The following is a 16,734-nucleotide window of genomic DNA, read 5'->3' on the forward strand; positions in this document are numbered from 1 at the left end:
GGGGGTATCTTGCTTAGGCCTCTTTGGTGATCTCAACCTTGACGAAAACGCCTGACGCACTGGCGCCTGCATACACACCGCGCAACGGAGAAACGTCCTTGTAATCACGGCCGCGTGCAATGAGAACATGGCGCTCACCGATGTTCAGCATGTTGGTGGGGTCATACCCAAACCAGTCTCCCGTGAACCACTCCACCCAGGCGTGAGATTCACCCACGATGGTTTCACCGATGGCGGCGTCTGGCTTCGACTGCAAATAACCAGAGACATAGCGGGCAGGGATGCCCACAGCACGCAGAGCACCCAAGGTCACGTGAGCAATGTCCTGGCAGACACCCTTCTTGTTCTCCCAGGCATGGGTTGCCGTGGTCTGAACGCCGGTCACGCCCTTGGTGTATTCGATGTTGTCGTAAATCGCGGCGGCGATAGCGAGGGCTGCCTCGCCAGGATTTTTGTGTTGAGCAACAATCCCCTGAGCAAGCTCCGCAAGTCCTTCGGGCGGAGTGGTGAGCCTGGTCTGCTCGGTGAATTCCACAAACTTGGTGCTGCTGGTGCGGGCTTTCTCCAGCTCTTCCCAACTCATATCGGGAACTTCACGCAGCGCAGGACGAACCTCAACAACACTGGTTGCCGTGACAGAAAGCTCCGTGTGGGGAGTGAGCACCTCGAAGGTGCTCACCTGGGTTCCCCAGTAATCGACATAGCCGTGCTGAGCTGCCGTGGGATGAATCTGGAGATTGGCCTGCAGCACAAACTGTTCGTTGTTGCTCACCGGCAACATGCGTGCTTCGTTATAGGACGCAGTCGCAGGAAGCTCATAGGAGAAACCTGTGCGGTGGACTATGCGGAGACGACTCATGAGTTCTCTCCAATCCAGACGGGCACCGCGCTGGTGGGGAAATACTTCAAGCGAATCTGGTCACTGGCAGCACTGGTGACTGCCTGCACTTCTTCCATGTGGGCAGGCAGGTCATCCATGAGCTCAATAATCGGACGGAACGACAGTTCCGCACGAATACCACCGAGTAAACGCTGAGCCTGATCCACAACACCCGCGCGACCCTCACGAGGATCAATCTCACGCAAGCACTCTTCAGCTTTGGTAACCGAGTAGAGAATCGAGCGCGGGAAGAGACGGTCCGTGAGCAAGAACTCTGCCGCGTTACGAGTCGAGGGAACACCGCGGTAGGTGCGAAGGTAAGCCTCATAGGCACCACAGCTGCGGAGAATGGTGGTCCAGGAAGGACCGCTGGCGTCGGTGAGCGACCTCGTCGCGAGCAGACGGGCGGTCATATCTGCACGCTCGAGAGCGCGACCCAGAGTGAAGAACTGCCACGCTTCGTCGTGGCTCGTTGCCGAGTCCACGATGCCGATGGCGAGCGCTGCGCGCTCGCGCACCCACCGGAAGTATTCGTGGGTCTTCTCGGCAGCAACCTTCTTCGGAATACGAGCGTTGGTGCTGTTGAGGCACTCCCACAATTCCGTCGAGACAATCTCGCGAGCACGACGAGCATTCTCACGTGCCGAGGCAATGGCGAACGCAATCGAACCCGGGTGCTGACGATCCACAGCCAAGTCATTGATCACGTCTTCACGGGTGACCAGCTTGCCGGGGGGAAGATCAGTACCCATCACAGAAAGCAATGAACGGCAAGCAGTGTCTTCGTCGATCCAGGGATCTTCGAGCAGCAGCTGCAGGTGAACATCCAAGATACGGGCGGTTCCGTCGGAACGCTCAACATAACGGCCAATCCAGAAGAGAGACTCGGCAATACGGCTCAGCATGAGCTCACCTCTCCGTCAACGGACTGTTGTTGCTGTTCTTGCTGCTGGTGGCGCTTAGTAGCGTCATGATCCTGTGGAAGAACAGATGGCAAGGAAGCACGTGATTCGTGTGAACCGGATGCGGAGCTTTCCACTTCATCCGACTCGAGGGTGGCCTGGTCAGCAACCAAGTCAGAGACACTGACGTGTTCACGCTTGGCACCCTTGCCGGGACGATCTTCAATCGGACCGACAACCCAGGTGTCCTTCGAGCCACCACCCTGGCTGGAGTTCACCACTAGCTCGCCCTCGGGAAGAGCAACGCGAGTGAGGCCGCCGGGGAGAACATAAACGTCTTCGCCGTTATTGACGGCGAAGGGGCGCAGATCTGCGTGACGGGGACGAATACCTTCTTCCACGAGCGTGGGGATGGTGGAGAACTGCACAACCGGCTGGGCAATCCATCCGCGAGGGTCCGCAATCAGACGCTGGCGGAGAGCTTCGAGCTCTTCCTTGGATGCATCGGGTCCCACGACCAGGCCCTTGCCACCAGAACCATCCACGGGCTTCACGACGAGTTCGTCGAGACGGTCGAGCACTTCTTCGAGAGCCTCGGACTCTTCCAAGCGCCAGGTGTCGACATTGGGAAGGATTGGTTCTTCGCCGAGGTAGTACTTGGTCAGCTCGGGGACGTAGGTGTAGACGAGCTTGTCATCTGCCACACCATTGCCCACGGCGTTGGCGATCGTGACGTGACCCAGGCGTGCGGCCAACAGCATGCCAGGAGAACCCAGGATGGAGTCCGGACGGAACTGCAGTGGATCAATGTATTCGTCATCCACGCGGCGATAAATCACGTCTACTCGCTTAGGGCCTGCGGTAGTGCGCATCCACACGCGACCGTTCGAGCAGAACAGGTCGCGTCCTTCCACCAACTCCACACCCATCAGGCGGGCGAGCAGGGTGTGCTCGAAGTAGGCAGAGTTATAAACACCTGGAGTGAGCACCACGATGGTGGGCTCGTCCACACCATCAGGTGCAGATGCCTGCAGTGCTTGCAGAAGTTTGTAGGGGTAGTCACCAACGGGGCGAACGCTCATTTCCACGAACAGCTCGGGAAGAGTCTGTGCCATCACACGGCGATTGGAGATGACGTAGCTCACACCGGAGGGAACGCGCACGTTATCTTCCAGCACACGCCACGTGCCCTCCTGGTCACGAATGAGGTCAATACCGGCAACGTGAATGCGCACGCCATTGGCAGAGCGGATACCGGCTGCTTGGCGGTGGTAGTGGCTAGAGGTGCTGATGAGCTTGGCGGGAATCACGCCATCGCGCACTGCGTTCTGGGGGCCATAAACATCGGCCAAGAACATCTCGAGAACTTTGACTCGCTGCTGCACGCCCGCTTCGACGTTGTTCCAGTCGTCCGTTTCAATAACGCGGGGAACGGCATCGAGCGGGAAGGGTCGTTCTTCACCAGCGAAGTCGAAGGTCACACCCTGAGCAAGATAAGAACTGGCCAGAGCTTCCGTGCGACCACGAAGCTCCTCCTGGGTCATCTGAGCCAGGGCGTTATAGAGGTCTTTATAGGGAGCGCGGGGATTTCCGGGCTTGTCGGTCTTGGGGAACATCTCGTCCCACGCAGCGGCACCCTTACGTACCCGTGGTGTTTCACGGGTGTTGCCATAGCCATCAAAGAGGGTTGCCATATGTACATCCTGCCCATCTTTGGTTACAAGCAGATTACCGCGAGACTTCTGCACCTAGGAAGAGGTTGCTGAATTAACCCTTACATTTCTGCGAGCAATACTTCACGTTCTCCCAGTCACGTTCCCACTTCTTGCGCCATTCAAAAGGTAAACCGCAGCGTTCACAGATCTTGGGTGGGAACCCGTTCTTAGTTTGTGCAACTCGAGGCATGAGCTCACCATAGCTGAGAGCTTCCTGCTGAAGTACTGAAAGTGTTGAAGAGACTCAAACCAGCGATATATCGTTAACACAACACTTTCCCGCTTGGGGTCAGCACGAAGGAGTCATTATGAAGAGTTCGTCCGCAGACTGGTCAATTGCTTCTGCCCTGCAAACTCTTGAAGATTTTGGTGGACAGTTCAAGCGCAACGTAGATATGCGCATGCGCAAGGGTGATGTTCGCTCTGCTGTGTTGCGCTTGTTGAACGAGTCCCCCATGCACGGCTACCAAATCATCCACGAGATTGAATCTCGCAGCGGTGGTGCCTGGAAGCCCAGCCCCGGCTCTGTCTATCCCACGCTTCAGCTGTTGGTCGATGAGGGTCTCCTGGAAAGCAAGGAAACCAAGGGACGCAGAACCTATTCCTTGACCCCAACCGGTAAGGAAGTTGCTGCCGCAGAAGCAGAGTCACCTGCTCCCTGGGAAACCGGCTTTGATCGCTCAACCGGTCCTCGTGGAACACTGGCTCTCTCTGGCATGAAGCTTGCCAAGGCTGCTGCTGAGGTGGCTCGGGTGGGAACTCCAGAACAAATGGAGAAGGCCACCAAGCTCATCGACGAGGCTGCGAAAAAACTTTCCTCCATCGTGACCCACAATTAAGGGGTGGGTAACCCCGAGGCAGGTATTGCAAGCGAGCCATTGAGTGCTCGCGCTGCTCGTGCGCGCTATCGACGAATCCTGCGCTTCGCCGCTCTCCACCTTGCTTCCCTGTGGTGGTTTGAGCTGGTGTTGCCTCGGTTTGGTCTGAATTCCATCGCCAACAAGACCCGGACCAAGCGTCTGCAACGCATTGCGAGAAGCTTTCAAAAGCTCGCACTGGACCTCAGTGGACTCCTGATCAAGCTAGGGCAGTTCATGTCCACTCGTCTGGATATCCTCCCCGCGGAAATAACCAAAGAACTTGAAGGACTGCAGGACGAAGTCCCCGCCGTGGACTTCGCGCTTATTCGAGCGATGGCGGAGAGTGAACTAGGCCTCCCGCTCGAACAGGTCTTTGCCTCCGTTGAGTCCACTCCTCTGGCAGCAGCTTCACTGGGCCAAGTCCACCGCGCCGTCTTGTCAGATGGCGAAGCAGCAGAGCTCGGATTTGCCAACGTTGTTCTGAAAATCCAACGGCCCGGCATTGACGGCATTGTCAAGGTGGACCTCAGTGCGCTGCGTCGCGTTGCCGGCTGGCTCAGCCGAATTCGTCTGGTCAATCGCCGAGCCGATGCACCTGCCCTGATGGACGAATTCGCGGCAACCTGCCTTGAAGAGATCGACTACCTCAATGAGGCGGCCAATGCTGAGCGCTTCGCGGAGAACTTCGCCGACAACCCACGTGTTCGTGTCCCTGGTGTTGTGTGGGAGCAATCCACTCGTCGGGTTCTGGTTCAAGAAGATGTCACCAACATCAAGATCACAGACCTTGATGCGCTGCGTGCTGTGGGAATTGATCCTGCGCAGGTTGCTGATGAATTCGCGGCCATCATGTTTGACCAGGTGTTCATCCACGGCTTCTTCCATGCCGATCCCCACCCAGGCAACATCTTCATTCAGCCACTGGAGAAAGAAGACGAGTTCGGTCAAACCTGGCGAATGACCTTCATCGACTTCGGCATGATGGGCGAAGTTCCCTCCAGCCTGGGCAAGGCCCTGCGCACCACCGTGATTGCTGCCGCATCACGAGATGGTGCCGGCATGGTCGATGGCATGCGTGAAATCGGTGTGCTCATGCCGAGTGCAGACACCGTTGAACTGGAGCGTGCTCTGACCAAAGTGTTTGACCGCTTCGGTGGCATCAGCTTTGTCGAGCTTCAAACTATTGATCCGCGCGAGTTCAAGGCATTCGTCAATGAGTTCTCCGACATCGTCAGAGCGCTCCCCTTCCAATTCCCCGAGAACTTCCTCTTGGTCATCAGAGCGATCTCGTTGACCTCTGGTGTGTGTAGCTCGGTGAACCCACAGTTCAACATCTGGAATGCCATCGAGCCTTACTCAGCCAAGCTCATCAAAACAGAGGGTGGCAATGTCATTGAAGCATTCCTCAGAGACGGTCTCACGTCACTCAGTCTTCTTGCTCGCTTGCCCAAACGAGTGGACTCCCTCATCACTCGTGCAGAACTGGGTCAGCTCACCCTGCGTAATCCTGAACTTGAGAAGCGCACCTCGTCACTTGCGAGAGCAGTGCGACGAGTGATCTCAGCTGTGCTCTTTGGAGTGTTCTTCATCAGCGGTCTGCTGATGTTCCCCACCGAGCAAGACCTGGGCACCGTTCTTCTGGTGATCTCGGGGGTTCCTCTGCTGCATGCCCTATTCGCGGACGTGATCGCCCGACGAGGACCACTGCCCTAGCGATTACGTGTTGAGAGTGTTCAACGGTCCAACGGGCAGAGCAACCCAGCCCTCCACTCGAGCAGTACTGACTTGGTCCTCATTCGGTGGCAGAGTTCTCCCCACCGCCGCAGCTCGAGCAGCGAGTGCTGCAATCACGGCGTCAAAAGCATCGCAGGATGAAATCATCAGCTCTTCATACTCACCGAGCTCGAGCCACATTGCTTGAGTTGTAAGGGAATTGAGAAGCGTCGCTCGAAGATCTTCAGAAGTTCGATAGCCCGAGGTGTTGAAGCCCCACAAGCGAAGCGAAGCGCCGGGATACACCTCAGTAACAAGACCTGACCCAGAGCGGTCTATCTCAACACCACTTGCGCTCAAGCGGGTGAGTAATCCAGCACAGCGCATTGCCGTCAGACCCAGTCGATCTGTTGAAACACTCAACGGCCAGCGCCCTGTCACTTCTCGAACGTGACGGTCCGTTTCGCGATAAGCCAGGCTCCTGCGCCACGCCATTCCGCCATCAAAGTTGTGCTGGGAAAGAGTTGCATCTGATTGCTGCGAAACAAAGTTCACGAATTCTTGGGGCCAACCCAGAGCGCAATCAATGCCCAGTTTGTCCACCTGTGAAGCCATCTCCACGATGGGTTCATCAGTAACACCCAATTGCAGGTCAACCACTGTGGCACTAGCTGAAGTCCACTCCACGAGAGCCAGCGCAGTACCTTTGGGTTCTGCTGCGAGATCTACTCCTGCGGTCAACACAGGCTCACACTACCTATAAATGGAACTGCAGACACCCAACAAATACCCTTGAGTTCACCAAGACAAATGGGCCCTAAGGAATTGCCCGCCATTACCCGTATCCGAAGACCTATTACTTCGTTCCAACTTAAAGGCGCGATTAACATGCGATCTTTCGATGTTCGAAAAATCTATAATCGTGGCTTCAAAGAGTTACTTCCGGAATATGCGGGAATAGAAAGGACCCCAAAGCACATCCGCGAGTTTGCTTGACCACCTAACTGAGAGCCGCTCTAATTGTGCTCGTGCGTTATGCGATAACTCATCTATCGCTAATTCTCTGAAATGTTTCGCACGTTCCCTCAGGAAATTCGTGTCGATGGTTTTTGCAGAAAGGTTGAGAATTTCACTTAGAACCTCTGCATTGAAATCATCAGAAGATCTCAATTCATGAGGAGGGCATTCATAAATTTGTTTCGATGCATCTTTGATTTGATCAGAAAGCATCGAAAAATCATTAAAGAAATATGTTGAATTCTGGCCACCCAGCACTGCAACAACCTCACGCGAAGTAAGGGTTTCGAAAACAACTAGAGGTTTATGTGCTTTTAATGCCTCAGCAATCGGAAGTCCGAAACCTTCATAGGCAGAGGGGAAAACAATCACATCTGCTTGCTCAAAAAGGCTGTTGACATGTTCATCAGTCAGCCCTACTGAGCGAATCTTATGAACGTTACCTTGAATGCTGTTATGTCCAGCAAGAGCGACCACATCAAAATCTTCAGATTTAATTGCGTCAACTGCTCTATCTACTTGTTTATGTTTAAACGCGTTACCAACAATAAGAACCGACAATCTATTTGTATCTCTAAAGCCGGTCTTCTTATGGTCTTTAACTTCTGTTGGAGCTTGAAAACCGTAGCTTGAAATGATGCCTTGATGAATTACCTTACCGTTGCGGATTCGGGCATTTGGCTTGAAATCCAAGAAGTCTTTACGAGAGGCATTGCTGATAAAAATGGTGAGGTCTGCCCATTCCACTGCTGAATAAACTGCTTGTTCACGATTAACGGAAGTTCCATTGAGTTCCCAAGTTCGAATAGCAATGATGTCCAAATGAAGGATGGCAAAGCGAGAACAGTATGAAACAAGTCGATCCAATGCACTTTTTGACCAGACCGGAGAAAGTGCAAAGCCGACGTCGAATAACTCATGGATTCCATCTTCAACATAGGAAATTTTGAACCCTAATTTGTTGAGACCATAAAAATGACTCATAGACCGATTGGCCAAGATTGTAAATCGAGGTTTGAGGTCCTTAAAAGTTGCTTTTGAACTCAAAAAATCTAAAAAACTCAAAATATTTTTACTAGTTCCGTTGAGGTGCTCCGAAAGCGCCGAACAATCCAACAGAATCGAGGGTGAATTCAGGGGGTCAATGTAATCAAGGAACTTGTCGACTGGGTCCACTCCGGTCACATGGTATTGCTCGATTAACCTCTGATAGAAAGGAAACCTTCGGTTGAGGATTTGTGAATGACGCTCAGCTAAAGGCTCTCTTCTCTTGCCAAAACTTTTTCCAGACCCATGAAAAACAAAAGCATGATTCGCTATTACAGAAGAAAGACCAACTGAATTAATTCGCATGCAGAAGTCATTTTCTTCGTCATATCCGGGAGAGAAGACTTCATCAAAAAGCCCATGGACTTGGATCACGTCTCGTCGAATAAGCATGCAGAAACCAGGGCTTACTGGCGCCACTGAATATCGGGGCAATAAGCGGTGTTGTTTTTTGAAAAAATCAAACGACTCTTCACGGCTTCTTAGCCGTCGTGGATAATAAGGAACAGTCGAAATTGTCCCCTGATTTGTTCGAGGTGACACACATGCATGTTGATTTGATTGAGCGAGTACGCTCTGCAATTCCTGTAGTGCTCCCCTCGTGAGCTCAGCATCACTATTCAGGAGGAGAACATCATTCGAGCTTTCATCCAACTCAAACACTGCACGATTGCAGGTCTCTCCAAAACCAAGATTTAAGTCGTTTTCGAAGTACTCGATATTCGAGAAAGACAACATGGCTTTTTTGGCAATTGCTTTTATCTGCGGAGTGCTTGGGCCACAATCATTGATGACAATGAGTTTATTTTTCGCTAGATCCCCGTACTGGAGCACTGAATTAATTGCCCGCGAAAAGTATGTGGGATTGCCGTATACAGGAATGACAATCGTGACCCTTGTCAATGACTTTTGACTCCCACCTAAGACCCCTGTGTCGAGTTTATAGCTCTTGGTTACTGAAGAAACTCTTAGACCAAGTAGAGAGGTGATGTAATCGGCTCGGCGAAATTCCACTCAATCCTCTGATGAGCCTAAATTAACCAGTCAGGGTAGAAATACACATTTAATTCTGAATTATTTTGAGCAAAAAGTGACTACTTACCCATCTTGAGTGCGACGCGTGCGGGAAGCATTCTCATGAGCTTCGAGGCAATACGGATGCCCGGCTTCGCCACAATCACAAAAGGCTTGCGCGCATCGATGGCAGCAAGTGCTTCGTTGATGGGGATGGTGACGTCCATAGGTGTGCCCGGAGGAGTAGTTCCTGCAACGGCAAAGAACTCGGTCGCAATAGGACCTGGACACACCGCAGTCACTCGAACATTGGTCGAGAATGTTTCGCCCCAGAGAGACTCGGTGAACGACAGAACATATGCCTTGGTTGCGGAATACAGGGCATGGTTAGCTCGTGCTTGGAAAGCCGCCAACGACGCCATGTTGATAATCACGCCACGATCGCGCTTGAGCATTCCGGGAAGCAGACCACACGTCAGTTCGGTTACTGTCACGACGTTCACGTTAATTTCGTTGACCACTGCGTCAGCATCCTGCTCTGCCACAGAACCGCTGGTGCCGAAGCCGGCATTGTTGACCAGGACATCAACCACAGTTCCTTTGGCAATCAGTTCTTCTGCGAGCGCTCGTCCAGCACCAGCTGCAGAGAGGTCGCGGTCGAGACAGGTCACCGGGATGCCGTAAGCGGTGCGAAGCTCAGTCGCCAGCTCTTCGAGGCGGTCAAGACGTCGCGCAACGAGAATCAGGTTGCTGCCTCGCGCTGCGAATTCGCGGGCATATTGCGCGCCCATTCCAGAACTAGCGCCGGTGATGAGGACGGTCAGACCCTTGTATTCATACATGGCCCAAGGCTAACAGGGGCAACAAAAAAGACCCACCGAAGTGGGTCTTGATTTGTGCGCCCGGAGGGATTCGAACCCCCAACCTTCTGATCCGTAGTCAGATGCTCTATCCGTTGAGCTACGGGCGCAGTGTTGAAAACAACTTTGAAAGCATAGCAGGGCTAGGAGGTGCCTAGAAAATCGAGCTGGAAACGATTCCTAGGCAGGTAGGTTTACCAAAGCGGTGTGATCGTCTTCTTGGAAATCATCAGCTTCAGCGTTGACGGCCAGTGAACCGAAGTTCACCTGACCTCCCACCACACTGAGCCACGCAGTGTCTGCAGCATCGCGACCGGTCGCGATGCGCATCAGAGTTTGACGAGGTGCTTTGCCAGTTGAGTCAAAGACGTGCCAGGAACCATCAATGAAGGCTTCGGTGACTGCATGGAAATCAGCGGGGGTCACACCCGGCGCATAAGTGGAGACCAATCGTGCTGGAACATCTAGAGCACGCAACAACGCAATGTTGAGATGAGCAAAGTCTCGGCAGACGCCGTGACGAGAAATGAGGGTGTGGAGTGCTCCGTCAGAGGAGCGACTAGTTCCAGGTGTATAGCTGAGCTGCTGGTTGACCCAGTCACGAACACTGTTCACCAGTTCACTACCGGCAAGTCCACCAAACTCAGCACGAGCAACATTGCCCAGCTGGTCTGATTCGCAGTAGCGGCTCTGACGTGAATAGAGAATGAGATCTGATTCCTCAACTGGAGGTGGTGGAGTTACTCCGGTGATGGTGGCGTCATAAGAAACTGTGACGCGACCTGAGGTGACTTCTGCGATGTGGAGTCTGCTGCCGTTGGCTTCAACGAGTTCACGGACGGGAACCTCAACTTCGTCCTGGCGCACAACCAAGGTTTCTTCAGCGTTGGCTTTATCTGCAACTGCAATGGAAAGTAGCAGTCGGGCAGGCGCCTTCGCGTGAAGAACGATGTGCGTGGAAGCAGTTCTCTGCATGAATACAGTGTCCGGTCTCAAAGAGTGAATAACAAGAGGACAGGCCCCCACCTGCTCTCACAGAATAGCGGTCAATGTCACCTGCTTACTCACCAGCCGATAACTTAGAAGCATGCGCATCGCCACCTGGAACGTGAACTCGATACGTGCTCGTGTGGAGCGCGTGGTGGACTACATCGTCCGCGAAGAGATTGACGTTCTGTGCATGCAGGAAATCAAGTGCCGGGACAACCAGTTCCCCTATGAACAATTCACTGCTGCAGGTTATGAGGTCGTACTTCACGGATTGAACCAGTGGAACGGTGTGGCCATCGCCTCACGCCTTCCTCTCGAAGATGTGCAAATCACGTTCCCTTCACAGCCTGGCTTTGGTGAACCAGACGCAGACGGCAATGCTCCACTGGAAGCTCGTGCCATAGCTGCCACGGTGGATGGTGTCCGCTTGTGGAGTTTGTATGTGCCCAACGGCCGCGAACTTGACCACCCACACTATGTCTACAAACTGGAATGGCTGCGTGGCCTTGCCCGCGACACCGCGGGCTGGCTTGCTGAGTCACCTGATATGCCTCTCGCGCTGCTGGGCGACTGGAACGTTGTTCCCTATGACCACGATGTCTGGGACATTCGCGAGTTTGCCGGAAGCACCCACGTCTCTCCTCCCGAGCGCGAAGCCTTCTTCGCTTTCGAAGCTGTGGGGCTGAAAGATGTTGTGCGTCCTCTCATTCCTGAGGGCTACACCTACTGGGACTACAAGCAGCTGCGCTTCCCTCGCAATGAGGGAATGCGCATCGACTTCATCATGGGCTCTCCTGCTTTTGCTGAACTCGTCGACAGCGCGGTGATCGCGCGCGACGAGCGCAAGGGTGATGGCCCTAGTGACCACGTTCCCGTCGTGGTTGACTTAGTGCGCGAGGGCGACGAAGACGACCGCCCCATGATTTGGTAGGCAGACATGACAGCTTCCAAGAAGACCAACATCACCAGCATTGTGTTGCTGGTAGTTACCGTGCTCAGTGCACTCGTGCTGTTTGTTCCTTCACTCATGCTTGCCATGGTCAGCGATAGCTGCAGTTCTGGCTGCAACATGGCCGTGTTCACCCTCGGTTACTACATCGCGGTGTTCGGAACGCCTCTCGCGGCGATCACCGGTGTTGTCTTCACCATTATCAAGATGGTGAAGAAGCAAGACGCTGTGAGCTTCGCTCTCATTGGACTGGGTGGAACCTATGGAGCATTCATGCTCGGCTTAGCCATCACCTTCATCACAGCGTCACTCAAGTAGCTGCGCTTCGATCAGTATTCGGGCGTCTGCTCTTCGATAAGTTGAGCGAGATCAAGGTTGATGAACTGACGTAGTCGATCCTTGCGCTCTTCTTCGTAGTTCTCGTCGCCAAACTCGCTCGCTTCTTTGCGATCGAGTGAGCGTTCCATCTCTCGGGAGAGCTCTGCCCAGGCGAGTTCGTGTGCTTCGGTAATGAGTGCGCGCAGCCATTCCTCGTTTTCAAGGTTGTCCTTGAGTGACTGGGCAACTTTCTCGAGTGACCCCAGACGGATGGTGAGGTTCTTCACATCGCCCCGGCGATAGTCGTCTCGATACATCGCTTCACCACGAAGCTTACGAGCGCGCTTCAGATCGGCTGAGACAGTGGCTGCCGTCTCGAGTGATTCCACAGCAAGCATGGTGACCGCTTCTTTGGCTGGCTCGATGAAGAGCCCTGGATCAAAAGCTTCAGGTCCGGTGATGGCTTGAACAAGAATCTTGTTCTTGACCGCCATGATGGCACCCAAGCGGGCCATGGCAAGGCCATCTTCAGCAGAGTTCTCAATACTCTCGAGAATCTCTGGTGTGGGTTCGTCAACGAAGGAGTCCTTGCGCCAGATGCGCCAGCCAGCCATGCGTTACTCCCCGAGTTTTCTTACATACAAGGATACCGAGAGCAAGTTCGGAGAATTCTGAGGGAGAGGGGTTGAGCCCTCTGTTTACTTCCGCCCAGTGAATTTATCCATGGTGTTATAAACACCAAAGATGTTTCCTGCGATGGCGTCGAACCAGCTCTGGGGCAAGATCCCCTTGAGCACCTTAGACAGGTGCACCGTCCAGGGCAGCATGAGCATGGGCTTGCCTGCGGTCATGGCATGCCACACGCGATTCACCACATACTCGGGCTGCATGATGGGAGTCATCAAAGGGCCCTTCACGCCCTCAAACATTCCGGTGGCAATATAGCTGGGGCAGACAGTAGTCACCTTCACGTTGTCGTGACCTTGTTGCTTGAGCTCGAGGCGGACGGAGTCGCTCCAGCCGATCAGTGCCCACTTGCTCGAGGCATAGACACTCATCTTGGGGTTGGAGAGTGTTCCGGCAGCCGAGGCAATGTTCACAATGCGCGAGGGGCGCTTGCCCGAGATCATTCCATTGAGGAACTCATGGGTAATGAACATGGGTGCCAGGGCATTGATCTTCATGATGAATTCGGTGTCACGCTCGTTCTCGTGCTCCCAGAAGTAGGTGCCACGAACAACGCCCGCGTTGTTGATGATGATGTCCACACCACCATGGTTTTCCATGACATTGGCAGCTGCCTTCTCAATGGCAGTGCGCTGTCCGATGTCGACGAGCATGGGAACAATCTCTTGAGTATTGTCGGCGTGAACACGAAGTGCCTTGGTGGTGTCACTCAGGGCTTCTTTATTGATGTCCCACAGAATGATTGTCTCTGCACCCTCGGCAACTGCACGCTCGGCATAGAGGCGGCCCATTCCCATGGCAGCGCCGGTGATCAAGATTCTGGTTCCTGCAACAGTGAAGGTCATAGCAATACTCTACTCACGCAGATTTATTGCGTGACCTTGCGGTTTTGGTGCGTGATGTTGCCAAAACTTGCTGTTTTCACGCAAGATTTCGCTGAAACGTGCGCGCATTCAGCGTTAGCGTAGAGGTATGACAAACGTACTCGACCTCACTGCTGCTGCAGACATTACTGAAACCACTCCTGCATGGGTTGCACTCAAGAATGCGGCCATTGCTCTTCAGGCAATGCAGATCAAGGATGGCTCCATCCCTGAGGCAAGTAACCACGCATCTGCTCGTGAACTCGTAGCTGTCATGGTCGAGTCAATCTCCGAGCTCGCACCCTCATTCCCTCACGATGCTTCCTACCTCGATGCCGTCATTGCTGACCTGGGTCGCTGGGTTGAGGGCGGCTTTGGCGAACCAGACTTCCTCGCGTCCATCCTCGAGTTCGCACCTGCCGCCAACCGTGTGAACGGCGTGCGTCACCTCGTTGTCTTCCCGATGTACACGCAGAACGGAAGCACCAACCGCTTTGTTGAGGCTGTGCTCATCGAAGTAATGTGGCCAGACTTCATCGCTGAACTCGAAGCAGGCGACTACAACAACAAGCTGTTCGTTCCTGTTCGCTTCATTGACTTCACTCCTGGCTACGACACTAACTCAGCAGTGCTCTTCCCCGAGACTGTCGCCATGCGTGAAGTTCCTGCGTTCACCTGGGGCGCTATCTTCCAGGACCGCGAAGCTGCCCGCTTCGCTGTGGTCACCGAAGCTGCTGCTGAGATCACCGGTCTGGAACTTCCTGCTGATGCAGCAGAACTGCTGACCAACCAGAAACTCTCTGAAGAAACCTTCATCATGTGGGACCTGATCCACGACCGCACCCACATGAGCGGCGACCTTCCCTTTGACCCCTTCATGATCAAGCAGCGCATGCCCTTCTTCCTCTATGGCCTGGAAGAGCTGCGTTGTGACCTCACCGCATTCCGTGAGTGCGTCAAAATCGAACGCGGTGGTTCGGCTGACCCCGAGACCCGTCACCACGCACGTCTTGTTCAATACGCTGTGGTCTTCGACCGCATCTTCCGCTTCGCCATGACCGGAACCCGCAAGCGTAACTACGACGCTGTTGCCGGTCAGCTTATGTTTGCGTGGATGCACCAGCACGGAGTGCTGCACTGGACCAACAACAAGCTCTCCATTGACTGGGCTGCATTGCCCGACGTCGTTGTTGAACTCGGTGACGCGATCGACGAGCTCTACTGGCGCTCGATCGACCGTCCCAAGATTGCGCACTGGCTTGCTGCCTACGAACTGGTTGCAGGAACCCTCACTCCTCACCCCGCTTCCACCTGGGCCAAGGGTGCTGACGCTCTTCCTGTTGCTGGTGAACCCGGTGAACTCACCGACCAGCTCTTGGACGACGAGTTCCCCCTGTCGATGTTCTATGAGGCCCTGCAGCGCAAGATGGCTCCTGTTATTGAATCCACTAAGGGAATTCGCGCATAACGCGTAGGCTCGGATTCATGCAACGAGTACATGATGCCGCCTGGCGCGGCTTTGCCTCAGATAACTATGCCGGCGTTCACCCACGAGTTCTTGAGGCACTTGCCGCGGTGAACGGTGGACATCAGGTCGCCTATGGCGAGGATGTCTACACCGAGCACCTGCACCAAGTGATGACTACTCACTTCGGTATGGGTATTGAGGTGTTCCCCGTGTTCAACGGAACCGGTGCGAACGTGCTCAGCTTGCAGTCCATGCTTCCTCGCTGGGGTGGTGTGATCTGTGCTCAAACCGCACACGTGAACAATGATGAGTCAGTTGCCCCTGAAGCTGTCGGTGGCATCAAGCTGCTCACGGTGGAGACTCCTGACGGCAAGCTCACTCCTGCACTCATTGACCAGCAGGCCCACGGCCGTGGTGACGAGCACCGTGCGCAGCCTTTGGCTGTGACGATTACTCAGTCCACTGAGCTCGGCACTGTGTACACCCCCGAAGAAGTGAAGGCGATCGCAGATCACGCTCACTCCCTCGGCATGCTCCTGCACATGGATGGTGCGCGCATCTCCAACGCAGCTGCCTCACTGGGCGTTCCCTTCCGTGCATTCACCCGTGATGCCGGCGTGGACGTGCTCAGCTTTGGTGGCACCAAGAACGGTCTGATGGGTGCTGAGGCCATTGTTGTGCTCAACCCCGACGCCGTTGAAGGTCTGATCTACCTGCGCAAGATGAACATGCAGCTTGCTTCGAAGATGCGTTTCACCTCTGCTCAGCTCATTGCTTTGCTCGAGGGTGACCTCTGGCACCACCTGGCTAACCACGCCAACCACATGGCCCAGCGTCTGCGCAAGGCACTCGAGGGAACACAGGGACTCCACTTCACTCAGCTAACCCAGGCCAACGGAGTCTTTGTGACCCTGCCAGCTGGCGTTGCTGACGAGCTGCGCAAAGAGTTCCGTTTCTATGACTGGAACGCTGCCACCGGTGAAGTGCGCTGGATGTGTGCGTGGGACACCACCGAAGATGACATTGACTACTTCGCTGAGGCAGTGAAGAAGGTTCTGGAAGGCAAGTAATGCCCAGCATCACTCTTGCTGGATCATCTCTGAACGTTGAGATGTCGTTTTGGGAGCGCGTAGGTTCGCTCTCGTCCAACATCTCGGTTCCTTTGACCGCAGTGGTTCACGCAACCGATGACCCCACGTTTATTCGTCACGGTTTGGGTTTGAGAACCGGTGGAACAGGCATGCCTGGTTTTGTGGCAGAAGGACACTTCCGCAAGAACGGTAACCGCATCTTTGCGAACTGGCGCCGCGGAGAACAGGTTGTTGTCATTGACCTGCAGGGTCAGAAGTGGGACAAGCTGGCCATTGGCTGCCCCGATGCCCAGGCTCTTGCCACCCAGATCAACACTGCAGTAGCTGGACTAGCTGGCTAGTAACACCTATCCATGCAGA

The 16,734-nt window shown here is 54.3% G+C and carries 17 protein-coding genes and 1 tRNA gene; 7 read left to right on the forward strand and 11 right to left on the reverse strand.

Features of this window, described 5'->3' with window-relative positions:
* Positions 1 to 13: 13 nt before the first annotated feature.
* The 4 genes from AURMO_RS08265 to AURMO_RS09110 all read right to left on the reverse strand — a co-directional run bounded on the left by AURMO_RS08265 (position 14) and on the right by AURMO_RS09110 (position 3,687).
* A complete protein-coding gene (locus tag AURMO_RS08265) occupies positions 14 to 859 on the reverse strand; it encodes a transglutaminase family protein (RefSeq protein WP_110234705.1) in 846 nt (281 codons plus the stop codon).
* Complete coding sequence (locus tag AURMO_RS08270) at positions 856 to 1,785, reverse strand: alpha-E domain-containing protein (protein ID WP_110234706.1); 930 nt, start codon at positions 1,783 to 1,785, stop codon at positions 856 to 858. Before AURMO_RS08270 ends, AURMO_RS08265 begins: the two co-directional genes overlap by 4 nt.
* Positions 1,779 to 3,476 (reverse strand): circularly permuted type 2 ATP-grasp protein, encoded by a 1,698-nt coding sequence (locus AURMO_RS08275; protein ID WP_110234707.1) that lies wholly within the window; start codon positions 3,474 to 3,476, stop codon positions 1,779 to 1,781. Before AURMO_RS08275 ends, AURMO_RS08270 begins: the two co-directional genes overlap by 7 nt.
* Before the next feature lie 73 nt (positions 3,477 to 3,549).
* A complete protein-coding gene (locus tag AURMO_RS09110) occupies positions 3,550 to 3,687 on the reverse strand; it encodes a DUF2256 domain-containing protein (RefSeq protein WP_110234708.1) in 138 nt (45 codons plus the stop codon).
* Between the two features lie 118 nt (positions 3,688 to 3,805).
* Between AURMO_RS09110 and AURMO_RS08285 the strand changes: the two genes are divergently transcribed.
* Both AURMO_RS08285 and AURMO_RS08290 read left to right on the forward strand, forming a co-directional pair.
* The gene (locus AURMO_RS08285) at positions 3,806 to 4,336 is read left to right on the forward strand and encodes a PadR family transcriptional regulator (protein WP_110234709.1); all 531 of its coding nucleotides are present in this window, start codon (positions 3,806 to 3,808) and stop codon (positions 4,334 to 4,336) included.
* Between the two features lie 3 nt (positions 4,337 to 4,339).
* Entirely contained in the window at positions 4,340 to 6,070 is a 1,731-nt protein-coding gene (locus tag AURMO_RS08290) for an ABC1 kinase family protein (protein WP_239406828.1), read from the forward strand.
* Between the two features lie 3 nt (positions 6,071 to 6,073).
* Here the strand turns inward: AURMO_RS08290 and AURMO_RS08295 are convergent, their stop codons facing one another.
* From AURMO_RS08295 to AURMO_RS08315, 5 genes are all read right to left on the reverse strand, one after another.
* Positions 6,074 to 6,814 carry a DUF429 domain-containing protein gene (locus AURMO_RS08295; RefSeq protein WP_110234710.1) on the reverse strand — a complete coding sequence of 247 codons (741 nt, stop codon included), beginning with the start codon at positions 6,812 to 6,814 and terminating at the stop codon, positions 6,074 to 6,076.
* Between the two features lie 192 nt (positions 6,815 to 7,006).
* Positions 7,007 to 9,148, reverse strand: a complete 2,142-nt coding sequence (locus AURMO_RS08300) for a glycosyltransferase (protein ID WP_110234711.1) — start codon at positions 9,146 to 9,148, stop codon at positions 7,007 to 7,009.
* Between the two features lie 80 nt (positions 9,149 to 9,228).
* Complete coding sequence (locus AURMO_RS08305) at positions 9,229 to 9,990, reverse strand: SDR family NAD(P)-dependent oxidoreductase (RefSeq protein WP_110234712.1); 762 nt, start codon at positions 9,988 to 9,990, stop codon at positions 9,229 to 9,231.
* A gap of 55 nt (positions 9,991 to 10,045) precedes the next feature.
* A tRNA-Arg gene (locus AURMO_RS08310) sits at positions 10,046 to 10,118 on the reverse strand.
* Between the two features lie 70 nt (positions 10,119 to 10,188).
* A complete protein-coding gene (locus AURMO_RS08315) occupies positions 10,189 to 10,983 on the reverse strand; it encodes a transglutaminase-like domain-containing protein (RefSeq protein WP_110234713.1) in 795 nt (264 codons plus the stop codon).
* A 112-nt stretch (positions 10,984 to 11,095) separates the two neighbouring features.
* Here AURMO_RS08315 and AURMO_RS08320 point away from each other — a divergent pair, with 112 nt between their 5' ends.
* Entirely contained in the window at positions 11,096 to 11,929 is an 834-nt protein-coding gene (locus tag AURMO_RS08320) for an exodeoxyribonuclease III (protein WP_110234714.1), read from the forward strand.
* 6 nt (positions 11,930 to 11,935) lie between these two features.
* On the forward strand, positions 11,936 to 12,265 hold the full coding sequence (locus AURMO_RS08325; protein ID WP_110234715.1) for a hypothetical protein: 330 nt from the start codon (positions 11,936 to 11,938) through the stop codon (positions 12,263 to 12,265).
* Between the two features lie 11 nt (positions 12,266 to 12,276).
* Here the strand turns inward: AURMO_RS08325 and AURMO_RS08330 are convergent, their stop codons facing one another.
* Entirely contained in the window at positions 12,277 to 12,879 is a 603-nt protein-coding gene (locus tag AURMO_RS08330; RefSeq protein ID WP_110234716.1) for a hypothetical protein, read from the reverse strand.
* Positions 12,880 to 12,963: 84 nt separating this feature from the next.
* Positions 12,964 to 13,797 carry an SDR family NAD(P)-dependent oxidoreductase gene (locus tag AURMO_RS08335; RefSeq protein ID WP_110234717.1) on the reverse strand — a complete coding sequence of 278 codons (834 nt, stop codon included), beginning with the start codon at positions 13,795 to 13,797 and terminating at the stop codon, positions 12,964 to 12,966.
* A gap of 127 nt (positions 13,798 to 13,924) precedes the next feature.
* On the opposite strand from AURMO_RS08335, the gene AURMO_RS08340 reads away from it, so the two are divergent.
* From AURMO_RS08340 to AURMO_RS08350, 3 genes are read left to right on the forward strand one after another with little or no spacing between them, the layout of a single operon-like run.
* A complete protein-coding gene (locus tag AURMO_RS08340) occupies positions 13,925 to 15,283 on the forward strand; it encodes a DUF6421 family protein (RefSeq protein WP_110234718.1) in 1,359 nt (452 codons plus the stop codon).
* 17 nt (positions 15,284 to 15,300) lie between these two features.
* A complete protein-coding gene (locus AURMO_RS08345; protein WP_110234719.1) occupies positions 15,301 to 16,353 on the forward strand; it encodes a threonine aldolase family protein in 1,053 nt (350 codons plus the stop codon).
* Entirely contained in the window at positions 16,353 to 16,715 is a 363-nt protein-coding gene (locus tag AURMO_RS08350; protein WP_110234720.1) for a hypothetical protein, read from the forward strand. The genes AURMO_RS08345 and AURMO_RS08350 overlap by 1 nt, the downstream gene beginning before the upstream one ends.
* Positions 16,716 to 16,734 lie beyond the last annotated feature (19 nt).

Source organism: Aurantimicrobium photophilum, from assembly GCF_003194085.1.
GTDB classification, from domain to species: Bacteria; Actinomycetota; Actinomycetes; order Actinomycetales; family Microbacteriaceae; genus Aurantimicrobium; species Aurantimicrobium photophilum.

What these genes read in the sequence shown, in the direction of transcription:
- AURMO_RS08265 (WP_110234705.1), bottom strand. Translation starts at nt 859, where the DNA reads ATGAGTCGTCTCCGCATAGTCCACCGCACAGGTTTCTCCTATGAGCTT.
- AURMO_RS08270 (WP_110234706.1), bottom strand. Translation starts at nt 1,785, where the DNA reads ATGCTGAGCCGTATTGCCGAGTCTCTCTTCTGGATTGGCCGTTATGTT.
- AURMO_RS08275 (WP_110234707.1), bottom strand. Translation starts at nt 3,476, where the DNA reads ATGGCAACCCTCTTTGATGGCTATGGCAACACCCGTGAAACACCACGG.
- AURMO_RS09110 (WP_110234708.1), bottom strand. Translation starts at nt 3,687, where the DNA reads ATGCCTCGAGTTGCACAAACTAAGAACGGGTTCCCACCCAAGATCTGT.
- AURMO_RS08285 (WP_110234709.1), top strand. Translation starts at nt 3,806, where the DNA reads ATGAAGAGTTCGTCCGCAGACTGGTCAATTGCTTCTGCCCTGCAAACT.
- AURMO_RS08305 (WP_110234712.1), bottom strand. Translation starts at nt 9,990, where the DNA reads ATGTATGAATACAAGGGTCTGACCGTCCTCATCACCGGCGCTAGTTCT.
- AURMO_RS08315 (WP_110234713.1), bottom strand. Translation starts at nt 10,983, where the DNA reads ATGCAGAGAACTGCTTCCACGCACATCGTTCTTCACGCGAAGGCGCCT.
- AURMO_RS08320 (WP_110234714.1), top strand. Translation starts at nt 11,096, where the DNA reads ATGCGCATCGCCACCTGGAACGTGAACTCGATACGTGCTCGTGTGGAG.
- AURMO_RS08325 (WP_110234715.1), top strand. Translation starts at nt 11,936, where the DNA reads ATGACAGCTTCCAAGAAGACCAACATCACCAGCATTGTGTTGCTGGTA.
- AURMO_RS08330 (WP_110234716.1), bottom strand. Translation starts at nt 12,879, where the DNA reads ATGGCTGGCTGGCGCATCTGGCGCAAGGACTCCTTCGTTGACGAACCC.
- AURMO_RS08335 (WP_110234717.1), bottom strand. Translation starts at nt 13,797, where the DNA reads ATGACCTTCACTGTTGCAGGAACCAGAATCTTGATCACCGGCGCTGCC.
- AURMO_RS08340 (WP_110234718.1), top strand. Translation starts at nt 13,925, where the DNA reads ATGACAAACGTACTCGACCTCACTGCTGCTGCAGACATTACTGAAACC.
- AURMO_RS08345 (WP_110234719.1), top strand. Translation starts at nt 15,301, where the DNA reads ATGCAACGAGTACATGATGCCGCCTGGCGCGGCTTTGCCTCAGATAAC.
- AURMO_RS08350 (WP_110234720.1), top strand. Translation starts at nt 16,353, where the DNA reads ATGCCCAGCATCACTCTTGCTGGATCATCTCTGAACGTTGAGATGTCG.